This window comes from Rathayibacter sp. SD072 (genome assembly GCF_017355185.1).
Lineage (GTDB): Bacteria > Actinomycetota > Actinomycetes > Actinomycetales > Microbacteriaceae > Rathayibacter.
In genome coordinates, this window is sequence record NZ_JADILJ010000006.1 from 73989 (window position 1) to 95601 (window position 21613).

The window sequence follows — 21613 nt, forward strand, 5'->3', positions numbered from 1 at the left end:
ATCGGGGCGGCGGGCCGCGCGTGGCGGCCCGGCGGAGCGGGGATCACCGGGTGCGCCCCAGCACGCTCGCCACCAGCGGACGCACCTCGGCGCGGAACTCCTCCGACACGGCGGGTGTTCCGAGCGCCTCCCAGGCGCGGCTCGCGAAGTCGCCGGCGAGGGACTCGGCGAAGCCGCGGGCTCCGCACTCCTCGAGGATCCGGCGCACGCGCTCGGCGGTCTCGGTACCGAGGTGCTCGTCGCCGATCAGGCCCTCGATCTCGGGCCAGCAGTCGGTGCCGGCCGCATGCGCGATCAGGACGGTGCGCTTGCCCTCGCGGAGGTCGCCGAGCGTGGTCTTGCCGGTCTGCCCCTCCGAGCCGAAGACCCCGAGCAGGTCGTCGACGATCTGATAGGCGATGCCGATGCACCGGCCGAACTCGCCCAGTGCCTCGACGGCCTCGTCGGAGGCGCCCGCGAGGATCGCCCCGGCCTGCAGAGGAGCCTCGAACGAGTAGACCGCGGTCTTCAGGCGCTCCATCTCGAGCACCTCCTCGACCGAGGGCATGCCGGGCATGAGCGAGAAGTCGACGTCGGCGAGCTCGCCGGCGGCCGAGGCGAAGACGGCCTCGTCGAGCAGGGTCAGCAGGCGCGCGCGCACGGCGTCGTCGGCTCCGACGCCCTCGACGAGCCGGTGGGCGCCGGTGAGGGCGAGGTCGCCGGCGATGACCGCGACGGACGTGCCGCGGTGCTCGGCGATCGGGATCGACAGACCGGCGGTGGTGGCCTCGTCGCGGTAGCTGCCCGAGACGTTGGGGCCGCCGCGCCGCACGAAGTCGCGGTCGATCACGTCGTCGTGGACGATCAGCGCGGTGTGCAGGAGCTCGAACGCGGCGCCGAGGTGGGCGGCCGCCTCGGAGTCGCGTCCGCCGTGCGCCTCGTACGCCGAGATGACCATGAGGGGGCGGAAGCGCTTGCCTCCGCGGGTGTTGGCCTCGAGGGTGTGCCAGAGGGTCGTGTACCGCGTTCCCAGCCGCTCGGCCCGGGCGCGCGCCAGGGAGAAGAACCGGTCGAGCACGGCATCGACGTGTTCCTGCCGCTTCCGGGAGAGAACCACGGGGTCGCGTGTATCCACGGTTGAGAGGCTAACAAGTTCGCTTGTCTAGCACTAAGCCGGCTGAGTTCCGCGGTCGTGCTTGACTTACAGCCATGACTTCGGGAGGAATCGCCGTGCGCGAGGACGAGATCGAGCAGGTCGTCCTGCTCGACGAGACGGGCGACGCCGTCGGCGTGGCCGACAAGGCGACGGTGCACGACACCGACACGCCCCTGCATCTGGCGTTCTCGTGCCACGTGTTCGCGCCCGACGGCGCTCTGCTCGTGACCCGCCGCGCGCTGGGCAAGCGCACCTGGCCGGGCGTCTGGACCAACTCGTTCTGCGGCCACCCGGCGCCGGGCGAGCGGATCGAGGACGCCGTCGTCCGTCGGGCGGAGCGCGAGCTCGGCGCCCGCCTCGAGACGCTCGAAGTCGCGCTGCCGGACTTCCGCTACCGCGCGGTCGACGCCTCCGGGATCGTCGAGAACGAGATCTGCCCCGTCTACACCGCGACCCTGTCGAGCCGCGAGGCGCTGGCACCGCGCGCGGACGAGGTCATGGACCACGAGTGGGTCGACCCCGAGGCGACGCTGGCCGCCGTGCGCGCCGCCCCGTGGGCGTTCTCGCCCTGGCTCGTGCTGCAGCTGCCGCGCCTGTTGGGCTGAGCGGGGCGTCGACCGGCGCTGCCGCGTCAGTCGCCGTAGACGTCGGTGCGGTGGAAGTTCAGCGACGAGCGCGACGCCGTCGGCCCGCGCTGACCCTGGTACCGCGAGAAGTACTCCGTGGATCCGTACGGCTTCTCGGCGGGCGAGCTGAGCCGGAAGAAGCACATCTGCCCGATCTTCATGCCGGGCCAGAGCGTGATGGGCAGCGTCGCCACATTGCTGAGCTCGAGGGTCACGTGTCCGGTGAAGCCCGGATCGATGAAGCCCGCGGTCGAGTGGGTGAGCAGGCCGAGACGCCCGAGCGAGCTCTTGCCCTCGAGGCGCGCGGCGATGTCGTCGGGCAGCGTGACCGCCTCGTACGTCGACCCCAGCACGAACTCGCCGGGGTGCAGGATGAACGGCTCGCCCTTGGGGGTCTCGACCAGACGCGTCAGATCGGGCTGGTCCTCGGCGGGGTCGATGTAGGGGTAGCGGTGGTTGTCGAACAGCCGGAAGAAGCGGTCGAGACGCACATCGACGGACGACGGCTGGATCATGGCCGGATCGTGCGGTTCGAGTCCGACCCGGCCGGAGGAGAGTTCGGTCTGGATGTCGCGATCGGAGAGCAGCACGAGGCGATCCTAGGGCGTGCGGTGCCCGCCGCGACGTGGGGGGCGCGCGGGGCTTGCTACGATGAACGAGTGCGCCTCCGAGGCGCCGCGCGAGTGTAGTTCAATGGTAGAACTTCTGCTTCCCAAGCAGATGGCGCGGGTTCGATTCCCGTCACTCGCTCCACCTCCCCGCCCGTCCCCGGGCTGTTCTCGGCTCCGTTCTCGGGCGACACGCCGACGCGATCGCTGCAGTCACGCGGATTCCGCGCCGCACCGGTGCAGGCTGGACGAGTGACAGAGCTCGTCCAGATCCCGTCGCCGGGCATCGCCCTCGAGTACGGGCGCCCCGGCCGCCCGGTCGTCGTCGTGCTCCACGACGTGTTCGGCCGGCTGCCGTGGATGGAGCCCTTCGCCGAGGCCGTCTCGAAGCACGGCTACCACGTGCTCGTCCCCGACCTCTACGACGGATGGGCGACCCTCGCTCCGGAGGACGCGCGCGATCTCGCCGCGATGACCGCGCAGGACCGGGCGATGGCGGCGATCGCGGAGGCGATCCGCTCCGGAGCCGCCGAGGGATCGCAGCGCAGCGCCATCGTGGGGTTCGGCTTCGGCGGCCGGCTCGGGCTCCTCGCCGCCGCGACCGGGCTCGTCGACGCCGTCGTCGCCTACTACGCGACCCTCGGGCAGGAGGAGCACGCCCTCGTGCCCTGCCCGACCCTCCTGCACTACGCGGCGAGAGACGAGTGGCCGGACGGCGACGACCCGGAGTCGTTCGTCGGACGCCTCAAGGACGCGGGCACCCCGGTCACCGCGCACACGTACGCCGGCACGGTGCGGCACTTCGCGAACGGGACGCTGCGCGAGGCGGTCGACCCCTCCTCCGCCGCCCTGGCCTACGCCCGGACGGTGTCGTTCCTGAATCCCCAGCTCATCGACTACTGAGCAGCGCGGACCCGGGGGCGCTCAGCCGCGGACGTCGTGCAGGTGGTGCTGCACGTCGTGCAGGTAGTAGCGGGCCATCGTCTCGACGGTGAAGGTCGCGCCGTCGCTGCGCCGACCGGGGCGCTGCCACTGACGGCCCCGGACGCCCTCGAAGACACCCGCGATCAGGCCGGCCTCCTCGACGAGCTCGCGGCCGACCGTCGCCGGGTCCTGCTCGGAGTAGCGGTCCTCGACCGCGGTGACGTCCTGGTCCCAGTTCGGGAACAGCGGGTCGTCGCCCTCGAGCATCAGGCCCAGGCGCAGGCGGTAGATGCGGTGCACGTCGCGCACGTGCGCCGCGTACTCGAGCGGCGACCAGGTCTCGTCGTCGGGCCGCCCGACGGCGTCGTCGCGCTCGAGCACGTACGGCCACGCGGCGGCGTTCTCGCGGATGAGGTGCGGGACCTCGGACGCGTCGACGAGCGAGGCGTCGAAGCCGCACTCGAGGCAGGGGCGCTCGGCGGCCCAGGTCCAGTCCTTGGTGTCGGGGGTGATCGGCATGAGCCCAGGGTAGGGCGCTCCGCCGACACCGAGCGGCGCCGGACGGTCACGCCGCGGCGCCCTCCTGCCACCCTCGACCGCGCTCAGCAGCGGGGGTGGGCGGTGAGGGTCGCGGTCCGCTCGCTCTCGGCGGTCCAGGGAAGAGCGGGGAGGTCGGCCGCTCCCGCTGCGGCGCCCGCGTCGACCGCGATCGAGGCCAGGGCGCGCGCGGCGTTCCCGGCGAAGTCGGCTCCCGGGGTCGAGCTGTTGAACGACACGGCCACGGTGAGTCCCGAGACGGGATCGGAGTAGGCGGCCGTCACGAATCCGGGCGCGATGCCCGAGAAGCCCCTCAGCGGGCCGACCTGGTGGCCGCCGAGTCCTGCGAGCAGCCACTCCGGGCGCCCCTGCCCCTGCGGGACAGCGTCGGCCCAGACCGCGTCGCCCGACGGGGAGGCGGCGATCCCCGTCGCGAGCCGGCGCAGATCCTCGAGGTCGGTCACCGCTCCCCCGGCGGCGCCCAGCGCCGACGGCGAGGCCTCGGTGAGATCGCGGCGCACGTCGCACCGCACCGCTCCGCTGCCCGGGTCGATCGCGGCCGCGTAGCCGCGCGGCGCGGGGGCGGGCAGCGCGAGGTCGCCGGCGGAGGGGAGGGTCGTGCTGCGCAGGCCGTAGCGGGGCACGAGGTACTCGTCGTAGAGGGAGGCAACGCTGCGGCCCGTCCGCTCGGACACGACGAGACCGGCGAGGAGCGGACCGGTGGAGGAGTCGGACCAGGCGGCTCCCGGGGCGGCGGACGGGGAGTGCACCTGCGCCGCCGAGATCAGCTCCATGGTCGGCCACTCCCGCTGGGGGTTCTGCACGATCGTGGGCCAGAGCGACGCGCGGAAGTCGGCGAGCCCGGAGGTGTGGGAGCAGAGCTGGCGGAGGGTCAGCCCCTCCAGGCCGGGGAGCGAGGTGAGCGACTCGGTGATGTCGGCGTCGAGCTCGACCCGTCCCTCCTCGGCGAGCGCCACGACGACGTCGCAGGTCATCGCCTCGGTGCCGCCCGTGCCGAGCCGCACATGCGCCTCGGTGGTGAGAGGAGTGGGGTCGCCGTCGCCGGCGACTCCGATCGCGCCCTCCCAGCCGCCCGCCCAGGGCGACCAGACCCCCGCGACCGCGCCCGTCGCTCCCGCGGCTCCTCGGGCCTCCTCGAGGAACCCCGAGAGGGCGACCGCGAGCTCGTCCGGCACGGGGCCGGGCTGCGCGTCCTCGACGACGGAGGGGGTCCCCCCGGTGCACCCGGCGAGCGCCAGGACCAGTGCGGGCACGACGGCAGCCGCGACCCGTCTCCGCTTGCGACGCACGACCATGACCCTCGGCTCCCCCCGGACATCCTCTGGAACGACCCCACTGTACGGGCGCGATCCGACGCCCAGGAGACGAGTGCGCGCGCCCTGCGCGTTCGTGTCCGGACCGTGATGCGAGGAGTCCACCCCGTTTCCAAACCATCCGGGGGCGGGCTACGAAGAGAGGGTGTCGGCACAGGGCCGTCACGCGAAGGAGGTCCAGTCATCATGCGCAGATCCCCCAATCGTCTGCTCGCCACTCTCTTCGGAGCGGTCTACGTGCTCGTCGGACTGCTCGGCTTCGTCGTGACCGGCGGCGTCGAGTTCCTCGCGACCGAGGGCGGTCTGCTCCTCGGGATCTTCGAGGTGAACCCGCTGCACAACATCGCGCACCTGCTCATCGGCGGCGCGCTGCTGATCGGCGGACTGTCGAGCGTTCCTGCGGCGAAGTCCGTGAACACCGTCGTCGGAGCCGCGTACCTGCTGCTCGGCATCGTCGGCTTCTTCATCGAGAACACGGCCGTCAACGTCCTCGCCCTCAACACCGCCGATCACTTCCTCCACCTCGGCAGCGCGATCGTGCTGCTCGGAGTCGGTCTCGGCACCGAGAAGAAGACGACGAGGTCGCGCTCAGCGACCGTCTGACCCGGGCGGCTCCGGCCGCCCCCTCCAGCTCCGTCCGCCGCGGGCCCGCCGTTTTCCGCGGCGGACGGACTCCACGGCCCCGGACGACACGATGCGGTGTGTCGATCCGGGGCCCCCTCTCGTTCCGGAGGCTGCTGTGAACCCGATCATCCGCGGCTGGGCCGCCTTCGGTGCTCTCGGCGCCGGTCTCGTCCACCTCTCCCTCGCGTCGGTGCGCGACGACGCCGCGCTCGTGCCGCTCGTCCTGCTCGGGGCGGGGGAGCTCGTCTGGGCCCTCGCCGTCCTCGGCTGCGGACGGATCGTGGTACCGCGCATCGCACTCGTCGTCGTCTCGGCGACGGTGGCCGGGTCGATCCTCGCAGTCACGGCCGGCCTCCTGCGCGATCCCCTCCCCGCGCTCGCGGGCGGCGTCCTCCAGTTCGCCGCCGCGGCGATCGTCGCGCTGTCCCTCCGCCGGGCCGCAGCCCCCGAGCGGCAGGTCCCGGCCGGCCGCACCGTGATCGGGCTGCTGGCCGGCGCCTTGGTGGTCTCGGCGCTCGCGACGCCCTCCATGGCAGCGACGGCCGGCGACTCCGGCGGCATGGGCGGCATGCACGGCGTGGTGGAGGACGGGCACGGGCACTGACCGACTCGGGCACTGAGGGCGCGGACTCTGGTCTCCGCCCTCCCTCTCGGCTAAGGTTAGGCCAACCTAAGAAGCCGATCGGAGGCCGTCGTGTCGAACGTCATCCCGTTCTCGCAGGCGCTCCGCGAGCGCATCGGGCAGTCCGGAGCCGTCGACGACGAGGGTGCCGCCTTCATGACCGCCCTGATGACGGGTGCCGGCAGCCGCGACGACTACATCGCGCTGGTCTCGCAGCACTACTTCGTCTACGAGGCGCTCGAGGCCGTCGCGGACCGGATGAGCGAGGACCCCGTCGCCGCGCCGTTCATCTCGGCCAAGCTCACCCGCCTCCCCGCGATCGCCGAGGACCTCCGCTTCCTGATCGGCGAGGACTGGCGCGAGCGCATCCGGCCCCTCCCCTCGACCGCGGCCTACGTCGAGCGCATCACGACCGTCGCGAGCGGCTGGAGCGGCGGCTTCGTGGCGCACCACTACACGCGCTACCTCGGCGACATGTCGGGCTGCAGCATCGTGCGCGCCCTGCTCCAGCGCCGGTTCGGTTTCGAGACCAACGGAGTCGGCTTCTACCTCTACGGCGAGATCGCGACGCCGTCGGAGTTCCGCGCCGTCTACCGCGAGCAGCTCGACGCGGTCGACTGGGACGACGCCGAGCGCGACCGCGTCATCGCCGAGGTGGCGGAGGCGTACCGGCTCACCACCGAGCTGTTCCGCGACCTCGCCCGCTCGCGCGTCGCGGCCTGACCGCCGCTGCTCGAGCCGACGGGTCACGCGGTGGCCGAGTCGCCCTCCGGCGTCGCGACGGCGGCCGGCTCGGTGCGCCGCTCGGACATGAAGCGCAGCACGTCCTTGTCGACGATGATGTCGCTCGGCCGCAGGGGCCGCGTGAGGTACAGCCCCTCGAGACTCGTGATGCGGCTCAGCGCCACGTACGTCTGGCCGGGCGCGAAGGCGCGCTGGCCGAGATCGACGACCGCGGAGTCGTAGGTCTTGCCCTGCGACTTGTGGATCGTCACCGCCCAGGCCAGGCGCAGCGGGAACTGCGCGAACTCGGCCACGATCTCGCGGGTGAGCTTCTTGGTCGCCGCTGAATAGGAGTAGCGGTAGCGCTCCCACGTGGCCGGCTCGACCTCGTGCACCTCGCCGTCCACCTCGACCCAGACGGTGCCGGCCACCTTCGTGACGATGCCGATCGTGCCGTTCACCCAGCGCTGCTCCGCGTCGTTGCGGAGGAACATCACGTGCGCGCCGATCTTGAGCTCGAGGTTCTGATCGGCCGGGTAGGTCCTGCCGCCGAAATCGCCGCTGATCTCGGCCGTCGCGGTCTTGAGCGGGCCCTTGAGGCGTGCGAGCGCGGTCTGGTTGATCCGGTTGACGGTGTCGTTGCGGGTGGCGAGGGTGATGGAGCCGTCGGTCGGCGGAGTGCGGGCGCCCGCCTCGTTGAGGACGTCGGCGATCTCCTTCGTCACCATCCCGAAGCGCACCGCGTTGAGCATCCACTTGAAGCGCTCGTCGCTCTGCCGGTGGATGCGGCCGAGCTCGATGATCCGCAGCGGCGCCTCCTGCCAGACCAGGGCGTCGAAGAACCACAGGGAGCGGTAGCGGTCGGCGAAGTAGGCGCGCTCCTCGGGGTCGCCCGGAACGGGAGCGAGCTGGAACGGGTCGCCGAAGAGGACGACCTGGACGCCTCCGAAGGGCTCGGACCGGCGCTGCCGGGCCTGGCGGAGGCTGCGGTCGATGCCGTCGAGCAGATCGGCGTTCACCATCGAGATCTCGTCGATCACGAGGGTGTCGATGGTGTTGAGGAGCTTGCGCAGCTCGGGGGTCTGATCGAGATCGGAGTCGGCGATCACGCCGATCGGCAGTCGGAACAGCGAGTGGATCGTCTGCCCGCCGACGTTCAGCGCCGCGACCCCCGTGGGAGCGCAGATGACGATCTGCTTGCCGGTGTGCCAGCTGAGGTGGTTCAGCAGGGTCGACTTGCCGGTGCCGGCGCGCCCGGTGACGAACAGGTGCTCGCGGGTGTTCTCGATGAGGTCGAACACCCGCTGCTGCTCGTCGGAGAGGGTCGGCTGGGTCACCGGTCCACTGTACCCGCGGCGGTGCGGCCGTGATCGGGGACGGAGGCGGCTCCGGGCGCCGTCCCCCTGGGGAGGAGCGTCAGCGGCGCTTGCCGAGCGCGGCGAGCCGCTCGTTGTAGTCGTTCAGCTCGGCGTCCCCGGTGCGGTCGGCCTGGCGGTCGCGGCGCTTGGTCTCGCGGTCGTCGGACCTGCTCCACATCACGGCGACGACGATCGCCAGTGCGAGCGTGGGGATCTCGCCGATGCTCCAGGCGATGCCGCCGGCCGCCTGCTGATCGGCGAGGGCGCTCGTGCCCCAGCCCATCGCTCCGTACCAGTCGGCGAGGAGCAGCCCCTCGCCGGTCATCAGCGCGAGGCCGAAGAACGCGTGGAACGCCATGGTGCCCAGCAGGAGCAGCAGCCGCATCGGATAGGGCACCTGGTGCGAGGACGGGTCGACGCCGATCAGGACGCTCACGAAGAGGTAGCCGGTGATCAGGAAGTGCACGATCATCCACTCGTGGCCGATGTGGTCCGTGGTCGCCCAGCGGAACAGCGGCGAGTAGTAGAACGCCCAGAGCGAGCCGACGAAGAGCAGGGCGGCGACGATCGGATGCGACACGATCGTGCCGAAGCGCGAGTGGACCGCGAGCAGCACCCACTCGCGAGGTCCCCGGGAGCCGTCGGTGCGGCGGACGACAGCGCGGGCGATGAGCGTCACGGGGGCCGCGGGCACCAGCAGGAGCGGGACGGCCATGGTGAGCACCATGTGCGAGAGCATGTGCGCGCTGAACAGGTACTTCTCGTAGGCGTTCACGCCGCCGTTGGTGATGTACGCCAGCAGGAGCATCCCCGCGATCCACAGCACGGTCCGGAGCATCGGCCAGGAGTCGCCGCGGCGGCGCAGGCGCAGGACGCCGGCGACGTAGAAGGCGATGCCGAAGCCGCAGACGAGCAGCCAGATCAGGTCGACGTTCCAGAGGGTGGCGAAGTTCAGCGCGCTCGGGGCGGGCGGGAGCGGCTCGCCGGTGAGGAGCTCGGCCGGGGTCGGGTCGGTCAGCTGCGCGGCGGCGACCTGGTCGACGGGAGTGGCGGTGCGGGCGAGCGCCGCCGCGACTCCGGACGCGATGCCCATGAAGGCGACCTCGGCCGCGACGAGCCACCAGAAGCTGCGTCCGCCCGCACCGCCGGCGGTGCGCATCCGCTCGATGAGGACGCGGCGCTGCACGACGCCGAAGAGGCCCAGCGCGATCAGGGCGGCGACCTTCACGAGCACGAGGATCCCGTAGCCCGTCAGGATGTTGTCGAGGGTCGCGAGCCGCAGCTCGGCGCTGAGGTAGCCCGACGCCGCCACGACCACGAAGCTGACGAGCGCGAGACTCGAGTAGCGCTGGACGACGGGGAGCAGGCGCGCGCCGTCGAGGAGGGGCCTGAGCACGATGATCGTGACGAGACCGCCGAGCCAGATCGCGGCGAAGACGAGGTGCAGGCCGAGCGCCGTGACCGCGGCGTCGTGCCCCGCGGATCCCGCTGCGTGGCCCTGCTGCGCCATCGGCAGGAGGGTGAGCAGCGCGACCCCGGTGACGAAGACGAGCGCCGTCTGGTTGCGCACGGCGAAGCAGAGCACCGTGACGACGGCGGCGAGCAGCGTGGTGACGAGCCAGGCCTGGCCGACCTCGATGCTGCCGATGAAGTAGCTGAGCTTGGTGCCGAAGTCGCGGTCGAAGCTCAGCGGCGTCTGCGTGACGTTGAGGAAGGTGAAGAAACCGGTGACCGCGGCGGCGGCGGCGAGGAAGGCGGCGCCGGCGGCGGCGACGTCGAGGGCCACCGTGTACTCGGTGCGCTGCTCGACGGGTCCCTCGGGGGTGGCGGACCGGGAGGCGCGCGTCGCGCTCGCGCGCGGGCTCAGCGCGAAGAGCGCGAGCACCAGGGCGCCGATCATCCCGGCGGCGCCGAGGTTGACCGCGAGCTTCGCCACGGGGAGGCCGTAGCGGACCACGGGACCCGGGTCGTTCAGGAGGGGGGCCGCGGCTCCCCGGCCGAAGGCGAGTGCCGCGAGGAGGGCGAGGAGCGCGGCCGCGACGAGCAGCAGCGCGGGCCCCGCGATCCGGACGGTTCGATTCACCCGTCAAGCCTACGTTCCCCGGCTGATCGCGAGCCGCGTCGCACCGGTTCCGGAGACGACGAAGGCCCCGGCGCGATGCCGGGGCCCTCGTCGTGGAGCCGTGCTACTTCGCGGCGGCCTTGAGCTTGGTGCCGGCCGAGACCTTGACCGAGTGGCCGGCCGCGATCTGGATGGTCTCACCGGTCTGCGGGTTGCGGCCGGTGCGCGCGGCGCGGGAGGTGCGCTCGACGGCGATCCAGCCGGGGATGGTGACCTTCACGTCGTTGGAGACGGAGTCGGCGAGGGTGGAGAAGAGCGAGTCGAGGACGCCGTTGACGGCGGCCTGGCTCTGGCCGGAGTCCGCGGCGATCTTCGCGACGAGCTCGGTGCGGTTGAGCGACTTGTCAGCCATTGGAGTGTCCTCCCAGGACGTTCGTGCTGTTCGGAACAGCTGGTGGTTGTGGATCGTCCTCGGCCGGGGACGGACTCCCTCAACCGGTCGGACCGTCCGTAACCTACCAGCCCGACCCGCCAATGCACGTGATTCCGGGGCCGAGAACCCCGGAATCACGCCGATCGGCGCCTCCGGTGGCCCGCGGGGGGCTCCTCGCCCTCCCCAGGCGCCCGATCGCGGTGCGCCTCCACCGATCCGCGAGCAGGGGCTCCGCACCCTCCGCCGCCTCGCGAGGATCGGGCCATGTCGATCAGCCTCCTGCCCCTGCTCCCCTCCCCCACCGCCGTCGCCCGACCGTCCGCGGTCGCTGCGTCCCGGCGGGCCCCGCTCCTCGCGCGGCTCGGTCCACCGCGCGAGCCGGGTCTCACGGCGCTGGGCCTGGGGCTGCTCGCCCTCACCTCCTCGGTGCATCCGCTCTGGACCGTCCCGTCGATCGGGCTCGCGGTCGGGGCGATCGCCGTGGCCGTGCTGGCGCTGCTGCGCGCCGGGGAGCGGCGGCAGGGCGCGGTCGGCGCCGCGGCGGCGCTCCTCGCGCTCGCGATCGCGTCGGTGACGGTGCCCGCCACCCTCGAGGGCGCTGCCGCCGTCCTCGCCTGGATCGGGAGCCTGCGCCCGTGAGCGCGCGCACGCCTCGCACGGTCGTTCCTCCCGGCCTCGCGCACGGCTCGCTCCCCGGCCACGGCTCGGGGCGCGGCCAGGAGGCGTCAGTACACTCGCGACGTCGCGCAGCCGAGCGCGGCGGGAGGGCGGCAGGGATGGCGCAGACGACGGACGGCTGGATCACGACGGCGATCTGGTGGCAGGTCTACCCGCTCGGGTTCACGGGCGCCGAGACCACGGCCGCCGAGGCTCCCGATGCCGCGCAGCACCGGCTCCCCGCCCTCCTGCCCTGGCTCGACGACCTGCTCGCCCTCGGCTGCAACGGGCTCCTGCTGGGCCCGGTGTTCGCCTCGAGCACCCACGGGTACGACACCGTCGACCACTTCCGGGTCGACCCGCGCCTGGGAGACGAGGGCGACCTCGACGCGCTCCTCGCCGCCTGCCGCGAGCGCGGCATCCGCGTGCTCTTCGACGGGGTCTTCAACCACGTCGGGCGCGAGCACCCGTGGTGGCGCGAGGCGGTGGCGGCGGGTCCCGGGTCCGCGGCGGCCGCGCGGTTCTCGCGGAGCGACTCCGCCCGCGAGGTCGACGGACTGCGCGTCGACGTCTTCGAGGGGCACGAGGCGCTGGTCGAGCTCGACCACTCGAACCCCGAGGTCTCGGCGTACGTCTCCTCCGTCCTCGCGCACTGGCTCGAGCGCGGGATCGACGGCTGGCGGCTCGACGCCGCGTACGCGGTCGCCCCCGCCGCATGGCATGCGGCGATCGACCCGGTGCGGGAGCGGTTCCCCGAGGCGTGGTTCGTCGGCGAGGTCATCCACGGCGACTACGCCGGGTACGTGCGGGAGTCGGGCCTGGACTCCGTGACCCAGTACGAGCTCTGGAAGGCCGTGCGCAACTCCCTCGAGGAGCTCAACCTCTTCGAGCTCGCCTGGTCGCTGAAGCGGCACGACGAGTTCCTCGACGTCTTCCTCCCCCTCACCTTCGTCGGCAACCACGACGTGACCCGCATCGCGAGCGCGGTGACGGACGAGCGCCACCACGCCCACGCGGTCGCGATCCTCGGGTTCGTCGGGGGCGTGCCGAGCATCTACTCCGGCGACGAGCGGGGCTTCGAGGGAGTGAAGGAGGAGCGCGTCGGAGGCGACGACGCGATCCGACCGGCCTTCCCGGCCGATCCGGCGAGCGCGCCGGGCGGCGAGGCGTACCGGGCCCACCAGGAGGTCGTCGCGTTCCGGCGCCGGCACCCGTGGCTCGTGCACTCGCGCACCCGGGCCGTCGATCTGACGAACACCGCGGTGCTCCTCGTCGCGGAGGGTCCCGACGGCGAGTCCGCCCGGCTCGCGCTGAACCTGGGCGACGACGCGGCGAGCGTCGGCGGCGTGGAGGTCGGCGGCCACTCCTGGCTCCTGCTCGACTGATCGCGCCGGCGGTATCCTCTCCTCATCCCAGGACGGAGTGTGCCGCCCGGCCCGGCCGGTGCGCACGAGGCAGGAGCAGGGCATGCAGGACGAGATCACGGGGCACGACGCTCCGCAGGGGGTGCCCGCGGGGCTCGGCGCGGGCTTCGGCGAAGGGCTCGGCGAGGGACTCGGCGAGGCCCTCGACGCTCCGGCCGATCCGGTGAGCGACCCCGGACCGGGCGAGCGGAGCGGCCTGTCGAGCCGGATCGCCGAGGAGCTGCTCGACGACGTGCCCGAGGACCTCGCCGCTGCCGGAGCCGCAGTGCGCGCCCCCGCACCCGACCTCGCGCGAGCGGTCGAGATCGAGGACCCGTCACGGGCGGTCGGCGACGATCCGGAGAAGCCGATCCACGGCTCCTTCGCCGAGGAGTTCGAGCGGCGCTGACGCCCGTCCGCGCCCCGCGGCCGCTCCGATCGCCGCTCGGGCCGGGACTCAGCCCGCGACGGCCTCGAGCGACTCGTCCGACTCGTGGGCGGCGTCCGCCCCGAGGGCCGCGTCCGCCTCGAGCGACTCGTCCGCCGGCAGCAGCGACGCGTGCAGGAAGCGCACGAGGGAGAGCAGCAGCAGCTCCTTCGAGTCGGCCCGGCGGTACTCGTGGCCCTCGCCGTCGAGCTGCAGGTACGAGACCGGCCGGTCCAGCGCCTCGAGGGCGGCCACGATCTGCGTCGCCTCGCCCAGCGGGACGTTGGTGTCGAGCTCGCCGTGCACCACGAGCAGCGGCACATCGATGGCGAACGCCCGTCCGAGCGGCGACAGCTCCTCGAGGAGCTCGGCGTCGTGCTCCGGGTGGCCGTACTTCGTCACCGCGGCCGACGCGATCCACGGCTCGGTGTCGCGGTAGAACGTGAGGAGGTGCGACATGCCGCAGATGTCGACGCCGGCCGCGAAGACCCCCGGCGAGAACGCGAGCGAGGCGAGCGTGAGGTAGCCGCCGTAGGAACGGCCCGTGACGGCGATCCGCGAGCGGGCGGCGACTCCGGAGTCGACGAGGTGGTCGGCGGCGGCGAGCACGTCCTGGAACGCCCCGTACCGGCGCTCGACGTCGTCGGCGTGCACGAAGTCGCGGCCGAAGCCGGAGGAGCCGCGCACGTTCGGGGCGAAGACCGAGACGCCCGAGGCGGCGACCGCCTGGTGCTGCGCCGAGAAGGTCGGCCGCTCCTGCGACTCCGGTCCTCCGTGCAGGCTCAGCATCGCGGGACCGGGGCCCTCGGCACCGGGTGCGCGGTACAGCCAGCCCGACAGCTCGAGTCCGTCGCGGCCGGTGAACCGCTCGAGGGTGGGCACGACGAGCGCCGCGGCCGGGAGCGGCGGCACCCGGGTGATGCGCGACCACTCGTGGGTCGCGGTGTCCATCCGCCACAGCTCGCGCGGTCGCTCCGGACCCTCGACGCCGAGGACCACCGAGCTGCCGTCGCGCGAGAGGACCGGAGTGGTCGCGACCAGGCCGGGCAGACCCGAGACGGGGACGCGCTCACCGGTCAGGGTGTCGAACAGCTCGATCTCGCTGGACCCGGCCACGTTCCACACGAGCATCAGCAGGTGCCCGGCGTCGTCCGCATCCAGGCCCTCGAGCTCGGCGTCGTCGCGGGCGGCGAGGCGGCGGATGCGCCCGCGCCAGCCGTCGGGCCCCAGCGGCATCGCGACGAGCTGGCGCCGCGGCAGGTCGACGTCGGTCGCGAGGTACGCCACGATCGGGCTCTCGTTGTCGTTCAGCGGAGCGGGGCGCAGGAACGCGACGTCCGTGGATCCGGTGCCGGAATCGGGCAGCAGCGGGTGGTTCTCGTCGGTCAGGCGGTCGACGACGGAGCAGCGCTGATGGCCGCGCTGGCCGTCACGGACCACGACGAGCCGCTCCTCCGTCGAGAGGTCGAGGACCGAGATGAGGTCGCCGTCGACGAGCGGGCGGCGGTCGGCGGTGACCGGATCGACGAGGAAGGACCGGGTCGGCTGCTCCGGCTCGGCGGACGGCACGGTCACGACGACGTGGTGCCCGCTCCTGGTCCAGGGCCCGAGCTCGGCGTGAGCGTCGCGCGAGCCCGCGATGCGCTTGGCGTCGGAGCCGTCGGGGCGGACCACCCAGACCTGCGTGCGCACGCCGCCGTCGGTGGCGACCAGGCAGGCGAGCCAGGCGGAGTCGGCCGACCACGAGACCTCGAGCACCGGGTCCTCCGTGAAGCGGATGCAGTGCGCCTCCGGAGGCTCGCCGTCGATCACGACGTCCTGCACCCAGACCTCGGGGGAGCCGCCGCGATCGCTGATGAACGCGGTGCGGGCGGCGTCCGGGGTCATCGTCGGGCCCCAGCTGCCCCAGGCGTGGACGAGGTCGAGACCGAGGTGCTCTGCGGCGACGAGCCGGGATGTCGCGGTGGAGGTCATGGCCTCCATCCTCCGGCACGGGCGGCGACGGGTGTTCCGCGAGGGGCGAACGCCGCGCGAACACTGCGTCGACGGCGCGCGGGTCAGCCGACGCCGTGCTCCTGCAGCCACATCTCGAGGAGGGCGAGCTGCCAGAGCTCGTTCGAGCCCAGCCGGGTGCGGGTCTCGTTCGGCGCGGCCAGGCGCGCCTCGACGACGGCCGGGTCGAAGATCCCCCGCGCACGGGCCGACGGATCGGTGAGGGCGGCGCGGACGCGCTCGAGGTACGGGCCCTCGAGCTGCCGGATCGCGGGCACCGGGAAGTAGCCCTTCCGGCGGTCGATCACCTCGTCCGGGACGATGCCGCGGACGGCGCGCTTGAGCACGCCCTTGCCGCCATCGGCGAGCTTGAGCTCCGGAGGGATCCGCCCGACCAGCTCGACGAACTCGTGATCGAGGAACGGCACGCGGCCCTCGAGTCCCGAGGCCATCGTCATGTTGTCGACGCGCTTCACGGGGTCGTCGACCAGCATCACGGTGGTGTCGTTGCGCAGCGCGGCGTCGACGGAGGTGTCGGCACCGGGGCGGCCGAACCGCTCGGCGACGAAGGCGGTCGCCGCGTCCTCGCCCCGCCACTCCGGCCGCAGCAGCGCCTGCAACTCGGGGAAGCGGCGATCGAAGAACACCGAGGCGTAGGCCTCGGCCGCCTCGGCGCGCGGGACGCCGGCGAGCGGCGGATACCAGTCGTAGCCGCCGAGCACCTCGTCGGCGCCCTGGCCGGACTGCACCACCTTCACGTGCTGCGCCACGTCCTGGCTGAGCAGGTAGAACGCGACCGCGTCGTGCGACACCATCGGCTCGCTCATCGCGCGGACGGCTCCGTCGATGCCGGGCAGGAGCCTCGACGAGTCGATCCGGATGCGGTGGTGATCGGTGCCGAAGCGCTGGGCGACGAGCGTCGAGTACTCGAACTCGTCGCCGGACTCGCCGCCCGCGGAGTCGAAGCCGATGGAGAAGGTCTGCAGTCCGGACTGCCCCGCCTCAGCCAGGAGGGCGACCACGAGGCTCGAGTCGATGCCGCCCGAGAGCAGCACGCCCACGGGCACGTCGGCGACCATCCGCCGCTCGACCGCCGTGCGGAACGAGGCGATCAGCGCGTCCTGCCAGTCGCGCTCCGACCAGTCGGCGCGCTCGGGATCGCGGGTGAAGACGGGCTCCCAGTAGACGTGCTCGCGGCTCGTGCCGTCGGGCTCGATCACGCGGACGGTCGCGGGGGGCAGCTTCGTCACTCCGGCGAGGATCGTGCGCGGAGCCGGCACGACCGAGTGGAAGCTCAGGTAGAGCATCAGGGCGGTGCGGTCGATCGAGGTGTCGGCGACGCCACCCGCGAGCAGCGCCTGCACCGTGGAGGCGAAGCGGATCCGCTCCCGCGTCTCGTCGAGGTAGAGCGGCTTGATGCCGAGCCGGTCGCGGGCCATCACGACGCGCCCCGACTCGTGCTCGACGATCACGAAGGCGAACATGCCGAGGAACCGGTCGACGCAGTCCTCGCCCCACTGCGCGTAGGCCTTGCCGATCACCTCGGTGTCGGAGTGGGAGAAGAAGCGGTGCCCCTTCGCCTCCAGCTCGGCGCGCAGCTGCCGGTGGTTGTAGATGCAGCCGTTGAAGACGATCGAGAGCCCGAGCGCCGCGTCGACCATCGGCTGGGAGCCGGCGACCGACAGGTCGATGATCGACAGCCGTCGGTGCGCGAGGGCGACCGGGCCGCGCGCCCAGACGCCGTCGCCGTCCGGACCGCGATGGGTCAGGCATCCGCTCATCCGGTCGACCGCGGCCACCTCGGCCCGGCGGCCGTCGAGCCGGATCTCGCCCGCGAGTCCGCACATGTCAGGCCCTCACGATCCAGGTGTCCTTCGCGCCGCCGCCGCGGGACGAGTTGACGATCATGCTGCCCTCGGCCGCGACGCGGGTCAGGGCCAGGTCCGCGAGACGCACGTCGGCGGCTCCGGTGCCCGTGACGAAGACGAACGCGCGCAGGTCGACGTGGCGGGGCTGCAGCTCGGTGCCCGAGAAGGACGGCAGCGACGAGAGCCGCACGACCTCCTGCGCGACCCACCCGCCGGGATCCGCGGCGATCGCCGCTCGGCGCTCCGCGACGCGGGCCGCGGGAGCGGAGGGGCCGATCATCACGCCGCGACCGCCGTAGCCGTCGACCGGCTTGGTGACCAGCTCGCCGACGCGCTCGAGGACGATGCGGCGCTCGGCCTCGTCCTCCGGCCGGTAGGTCGGGACCGACTCGAGCAGGGGGCGCTCGTCGAGGTAGTAGCCGATGAGCTCGGGGACCGCGCAGTACAGCGCCTTGTCGTCGGCGATGCCGTTGCCGGGCGCGTTCGCGAGGAACACCCCGCCCGCGGCCGCGACGTCGACGATCTCGCGGCCGAGCGGCCGGCCGCCCAGGGCGAGGTCGGCGAGCTCGTCGTCCAGGCGCAGGTAGAGCACGTCGACCTGCGTGCCGGAGGCGACGACGCGGCCGTCCACCACGTCCAGATCGCCGAGCTCCAGCAGGAGCATGCCGGCACCCTCGGCGAGGCGCCGGTGCTCGAACCACGCCGCGCTCCCGGGGCCGCTCGAGAGCAGCGCGAGGACGCTGTCGCGGCCGTCGGAGCGCCGGGATCCGGCCGCGAGGGTGCGGCGCAGGTCGTCGAGCGCGCCGGCGGGATCGACGAGTCCGGCGGGACGGGGCAGATCGGGCACGAGGTCGTCCAGCAGGGAGCGGATGCCCATCGCGTAGGCCAGTCCGCTGGGGTTGCGGAGGTTGTCCTCCAGCACGCGCCAACCGCCGAACTCGTTGCGCACCAGGTCGAAGCCCATGACCGGTGCGCGCACCGCGCCGCGCGGCAGCCGGGTCGCCTCCTCGCGCCAGCCCGCGGTGCCCGCGGGTCGGCGCACGACGCCGTCGCGGACGGCGCGGCCCTCGCCGTAGACGTCCTGCAGGAAGCACTCGAGGGCGCGGGCGCGCTGCTCCAGGCCGGCGGCCAGCTCGTTCCACTCGTGCGCCTGCAGCACGCGCGGGACGAGGTCGACGGGGAAGGGGCGGTCCTCGTCGCCGAGGCGGAAGGTGATGCCCGCGTCGAGCACGCGCTGATCGCGCGCCCCGTGCAGCTCGACGAGCCGCTCCGGCCCGAGACCGCGGAAGTGCTCGAGGATCGGCTGGTAGGCCGTGCGCGGACGCCCGCCGGTCGCCACGGCCTCGTCGCCCGCGCGGACGCGGTAGGTGCGCAGGCTCGGCGCGGGGAGGGTGGGACCGCTGGAGGGCCCGTGGGTCTCGGCGACCACGGAGTCGACGACCGACTCGAGCGTGCCGTGCTCGGCGAAGACCGCGCGCTGGCGGTCGGCCGAGTTGCCGCGGGCGATCAGCGCCTCGGCGAGCGCGCGCACCTGCTCGAGGTCGCCGAGCTCGTCGAGCGCGGGCTGGAGCCGCGCGATCAGGCTGCGCAGCGCCTCCGCGGCGGGCACGGGGCGCGGGTGCTCGGTGTGGTCCAGGAGCTGGCCGGCGAGCCCTCCGCGCGCGGCCTGCCAGGTCGCGGCCCGCTGGATCGGCGGCGGGGTCGAGCGGAACGGCCGGCCCGCCTCGATGTCGAGCTCGGCCGAGCGGACGAGTCCGCGGAAGAGACCCGCGATCAGGACCGCGTCGTCGACGAGCGGCATGGCGTCGCAGACCCGCAGCTCGAGGGTCGGCGCGTGGGAGGAGGGGCGCACGTCGAAGTAGGCCATCTTCGAGTCGGCGATCACGCCGGTCGCGATCAGGTCGTCGAGGAGGCGGTCGTACTCGGCGGCGGAGGCGAGAGGGCCGGTGGCCCCGGCGCTCGGCCAGCGCTGCCAGATGATCGTGCGGATGCTGGCGTAGCCGGTGTCCTGGCCGTTCCAGTACGGACTGCTCGCGCTCGCCGACAGCAGCACGGGCAGGTCGCGGCCGATCCGCTGCGCGATCTGCACGGCGAGCTCGCGATCGGAGACGCCGACGTGGATCTGCGTGCCGCAGATCAGCTGCTCGTCCACGAGCATCCGGTACTGCTCCTGCATGCGGCCGTAGCGGCCGGTGCTCGTGAGCTCGAAGTCCGTGTGCTCGGAGCGGGGGGCCGTTCCGACGGCGGCGATGCCGATGCCGTCGGGGGCGGCGGCGTCGATGACGGCCCTGCGGAGGGAGAGGAGCTGCTCGCGCAGTCCGTCGAGCGAGTCGACGACCGGCGTGTTCGTCTCGACCGTGGTCCGCTGCAGCTCCGCCGAGAAGTTGTCCTTCGGCAGGCGCGCCAGCACCTGGGGTGCGTGCGCGGAGAGCTGCTTCGTCTCGAGGTCGATCAGGTGGAGCTCTTCCTCCGCGCCGAGTGTGAGTTCTGCGCGCATGCGCCCACCGTACGGCGCTCATGTTTCGGGGAGGTACGGGTTGCCCGGAGGCGGCGGAGGTGCGGGGGGGGGGTGTCAGACGGCCGTCGGCAGGCCGAGCCCCTCGACGACCTCGGCGCCGGCCAGTCGCTCGAGCGCGGAGCCCGGGAGGACGATCTTGGAGCGGCGCATTCCGCTGCCGATCACGACGAGCGGGCGCAGGAGCACGCGGGCGTCCACGAGCACCCTCCATCCGACGGGGAGGCCGACGGGGGTGATCCCGCCGTACTCCATCCCCGACTCCTCGACAGCGCGGTCCATCGGCAGGAACGAGGCCTTGCGGACGTCGAGGAGGCGCCGCACGGCTCCGTTGACATCCACTCGCGAGTCGGCGAGCACGACGCAGGCGGCGATCCGCTCCTGCCCGGCCCGGGAACCGGCGACCAGGACGCAGTTGGCGAGATCGGCGTCGTCGAGGCCGTAGTGCGCCTTCGTCGCCGCGGTGTCCGAGAGCGCCGGGTCGATCCCGACGACTCCGAGGTCGGCGAGCACGCCGTCGCGGCGAGCGGCGGCGAGGACGAGTGCGGGGAGCAGCTCGGAGTGCTCGGAGGCGGAAAGGGGGAGGAGCGAGCCGAGGGCGGCGGTCATGGGGACTCCCTGGGTCGAGGACGGGTCGCACCCATGGTGGCACCGGAGCGACGCGTCGCCGCGGTTCAGAGCGCGGCCGGATCGCCCTGCTGCGCGGCGCGCTCGGAGGCCTCGCGCTCGAGCGCCGCGGGGTCCGGCACGATGCGGCCCTGGTGCACGCCGGTGAAGAACTCCGCGCTCAGCACGCTCCGCTCGATCTCGAACCAGCCCGAGGTCCAGCCCGAGCCGAGCGGGTTCTCGGCGTCGAGGAGCACGTGCCCCGGAGTGGCGCCGCGCCCGAGGGCCGCCGCCACCGAGCGGTCGGGGTCGTACAGCGCATGCTCGACGAGCGGGGCGAACACCTCGTGGGCGGCGAAGTCCTCGGGACGGCCCAGGAAGACGGGCACGAGCTCCTCGCCCTCGCGCAGCCCGTTGGGCCACCAGCGGAAGCGCTCGACCAGCTCGTGGCAGGAGATGCAGGAGGGCGAGAAGACGACGAGATGGGTGGGCGGTGACGCGAACTCGGCGAGCGGGATCCGCTCCCCCGAGGCGGTGAGGAGCGCGAGCCGGGAGGAGGCGTCGATCGGGACGGAGGCGGCCGCGCGCCGGTCGCGCACCAGGACGAGCGCGACGGCCAGCGCCGCCGAGACAACGGCCGGGATGCCGACCACCGGCACGGTGCCGGGCGCGAGGGGACCGAGGAGGCCCGCGAGGGCGAGGGCGGCGAGAGCGGAGTTGCGTGCGACGGTGCGCCCGCTCATCCGCGACTCGCCCAGGCCGCCGAAGCACTCGCACTCGACGGGCTCCGGCGCCCGAGCGGCGCGGATCGCCACGACGAGGAACGCGCCGTAGAGGACGAGTGCGGCGGCGAGGGCGGCGCGGTGCAGCGGCGCGGGGAGCAGCACGACGGCCAGGCCCAGGGCGATCTCGGCGACCGGGACCGCGCGCGCGAACAGCGGGGAGCGCGAGAAGAGAGCGGGCAGTCCGAGGGCCCGGAGCGAGTCGCGGAACCGCTCGGTCCGGCCGAGCTTGAGCGCTCCGCTGACGACGAGGACGGTGCCGGCGCACCAGCCGGCCAGCGCGAGCAGCACCGCGAGCATCCGTCCTCCTCGTGCACCGGCCGCCGGTGCTCCGCACGGGACGCTACCCGACGCGGTGCGCCAGGCGCGGTGCTGTC

General features: G+C 73.2%; 20 protein-coding genes and 1 tRNA gene. 9 read left to right on the plus strand and 12 right to left on the minus strand.

Annotated elements, in window-relative coordinates; all coding sequences use genetic code 11:
• Nucleotides 1-43: 43 nt before the first annotated feature.
• The gene (locus IOC53_RS04025) at nt 44-1096 is read right to left on the minus strand and encodes a polyprenyl synthetase family protein (protein ID WP_207403094.1); all 1053 of its coding nucleotides are present in this window, start codon (nt 1094-1096) and stop codon (nt 44-46) included.
• 92 nt (nt 1097-1188) lie between these two features.
• On the opposite strand from IOC53_RS04025, the gene idi reads away from it, so the two are divergent.
• Complete coding sequence (idi, locus tag IOC53_RS04030) at nt 1189-1740, plus strand: isopentenyl-diphosphate Delta-isomerase (protein WP_207403095.1); 552 nt, start codon at nt 1189-1191, stop codon at nt 1738-1740.
• A gap of 26 nt (nt 1741-1766) precedes the next feature.
• On the opposite strand, the gene dcd is transcribed toward idi, so the two are convergent.
• A complete protein-coding gene (dcd, locus tag IOC53_RS04035; protein WP_207403096.1) occupies nt 1767-2351 on the minus strand; it encodes a dCTP deaminase in 585 nt (194 codons plus the stop codon).
• Between the two features lie 89 nt (nt 2352-2440).
• Here dcd and IOC53_RS04040 point away from each other — a divergent pair.
• A tRNA-Gly gene (locus IOC53_RS04040) sits at nt 2441-2514 on the plus strand.
• 107 nt (nt 2515-2621) lie between these two features.
• Nucleotides 2622-3272: a dienelactone hydrolase family protein gene (locus IOC53_RS04045; RefSeq protein ID WP_207403097.1), complete on the plus strand. Its 651-nt coding sequence runs from the start codon at nt 2622-2624 to the stop codon at nt 3270-3272.
• 21 nt (nt 3273-3293) lie between these two features.
• Here IOC53_RS04045 and IOC53_RS04050 read toward each other — a convergent pair whose 3' ends face one another.
• Both IOC53_RS04050 and IOC53_RS04055 read right to left on the minus strand, forming a co-directional pair.
• Complete coding sequence (locus IOC53_RS04050) at nt 3294-3812, minus strand: DinB family protein (protein ID WP_207403098.1); 519 nt, start codon at nt 3810-3812, stop codon at nt 3294-3296.
• An 83-nt stretch (nt 3813-3895) separates the two neighbouring features.
• Nucleotides 3896-5104, minus strand: a complete 1209-nt coding sequence (locus IOC53_RS04055) for a serine hydrolase (protein WP_207403099.1) — start codon at nt 5102-5104, stop codon at nt 3896-3898.
• A gap of 246 nt (nt 5105-5350) precedes the next feature.
• Between IOC53_RS04055 and IOC53_RS04060 the strand changes: the two genes are divergently transcribed.
• The 3 genes from IOC53_RS04060 (at nt 5351) to IOC53_RS04070 (ending at nt 7133) form a co-directional block, all read left to right on the plus strand.
• Nucleotides 5351-5767, plus strand: a complete 417-nt coding sequence (locus IOC53_RS04060) for a DUF4383 domain-containing protein (RefSeq protein WP_207403100.1) — start codon at nt 5351-5353, stop codon at nt 5765-5767.
• Between the two features lie 136 nt (nt 5768-5903).
• Nucleotides 5904-6392 carry a hypothetical protein gene (locus IOC53_RS04065; RefSeq protein WP_207403101.1) on the plus strand — a complete coding sequence of 163 codons (489 nt, stop codon included), beginning with the start codon at nt 5904-5906 and terminating at the stop codon, nt 6390-6392.
• Between the two features lie 90 nt (nt 6393-6482).
• On the plus strand, nt 6483-7133 hold the full coding sequence (locus IOC53_RS04070) for a heme oxygenase (biliverdin-producing) (protein ID WP_207403102.1): 651 nt from the start codon (nt 6483-6485) through the stop codon (nt 7131-7133).
• 23 nt (nt 7134-7156) lie between these two features.
• On the opposite strand, the gene IOC53_RS04075 is transcribed toward IOC53_RS04070, so the two are convergent.
• The 3 genes from IOC53_RS04075 to IOC53_RS04085 all read right to left on the minus strand — a co-directional run bounded on the left by IOC53_RS04075 (nt 7157) and on the right by IOC53_RS04085 (nt 10965).
• Entirely contained in the window at nt 7157-8470 is a 1314-nt protein-coding gene (locus IOC53_RS04075; protein WP_207403103.1) for an ATP-dependent RecD-like DNA helicase, read from the minus strand.
• Nucleotides 8471-8549: 79 nt separating this feature from the next.
• Nucleotides 8550-10574, minus strand: coding sequence for a cytochrome c oxidase assembly protein (locus IOC53_RS04080; RefSeq protein WP_207403104.1), 2025 nt, complete (start codon nt 10572-10574; stop codon nt 8550-8552).
• A 103-nt stretch (nt 10575-10677) separates the two neighbouring features.
• A complete protein-coding gene (locus IOC53_RS04085; RefSeq protein WP_055786347.1) occupies nt 10678-10965 on the minus strand; it encodes an HU family DNA-binding protein in 288 nt (95 codons plus the stop codon).
• A gap of 285 nt (nt 10966-11250) precedes the next feature.
• Between IOC53_RS04085 and IOC53_RS04090 the strand changes: the two genes are divergently transcribed.
• From IOC53_RS04090 to IOC53_RS04100, 3 genes are all read left to right on the plus strand, one after another.
• The gene (locus IOC53_RS04090; RefSeq protein WP_207403105.1) at nt 11251-11625 is read left to right on the plus strand and encodes a hypothetical protein; all 375 of its coding nucleotides are present in this window, start codon (nt 11251-11253) and stop codon (nt 11623-11625) included.
• A gap of 137 nt (nt 11626-11762) precedes the next feature.
• Complete coding sequence (locus IOC53_RS04095; RefSeq protein WP_207403106.1) at nt 11763-13028, plus strand: alpha-amylase family glycosyl hydrolase; 1266 nt, start codon at nt 11763-11765, stop codon at nt 13026-13028.
• 82 nt (nt 13029-13110) lie between these two features.
• Nucleotides 13111-13455: a hypothetical protein gene (locus IOC53_RS04100; protein ID WP_207403107.1), complete on the plus strand. Its 345-nt coding sequence runs from the start codon at nt 13111-13113 to the stop codon at nt 13453-13455.
• A 48-nt stretch (nt 13456-13503) separates the two neighbouring features.
• Here the strand turns inward: IOC53_RS04100 and IOC53_RS04105 are convergent, their stop codons facing one another.
• The 5 genes from IOC53_RS04105 to IOC53_RS04125 all read right to left on the minus strand — a co-directional run bounded on the left by IOC53_RS04105 (nt 13504) and on the right by IOC53_RS04125 (nt 21536).
• Complete coding sequence (locus IOC53_RS04105; RefSeq protein WP_242682889.1) at nt 13504-15447, minus strand: prolyl oligopeptidase family serine peptidase; 1944 nt, start codon at nt 15445-15447, stop codon at nt 13504-13506.
• Nucleotides 15448-15530: 83 nt separating this feature from the next.
• On the minus strand, nt 15531-17312 hold the full coding sequence (locus tag IOC53_RS04110) for an N-acetylglutaminylglutamine amidotransferase (protein WP_207403109.1): 1782 nt from the start codon (nt 17310-17312) through the stop codon (nt 15531-15533).
• Between the two features lies 1 nt (nt 17313).
• A complete protein-coding gene (locus IOC53_RS04115) occupies nt 17314-19830 on the minus strand; it encodes a carboxylate--amine ligase/circularly permuted type 2 ATP-grasp protein (RefSeq protein WP_207403110.1) in 2517 nt (838 codons plus the stop codon).
• A 75-nt stretch (nt 19831-19905) separates the two neighbouring features.
• Nucleotides 19906-20457 (minus strand): YbaK/EbsC family protein, encoded by a 552-nt coding sequence (locus IOC53_RS04120; protein WP_207403111.1) that lies wholly within the window; start codon nt 20455-20457, stop codon nt 19906-19908.
• Nucleotides 20458-20522: 65 nt separating this feature from the next.
• On the minus strand, nt 20523-21536 hold the full coding sequence (locus tag IOC53_RS04125) for a MauE/DoxX family redox-associated membrane protein (protein WP_207403112.1): 1014 nt from the start codon (nt 21534-21536) through the stop codon (nt 20523-20525).
• Nucleotides 21537-21613: the final 77 nt, after the last annotated feature.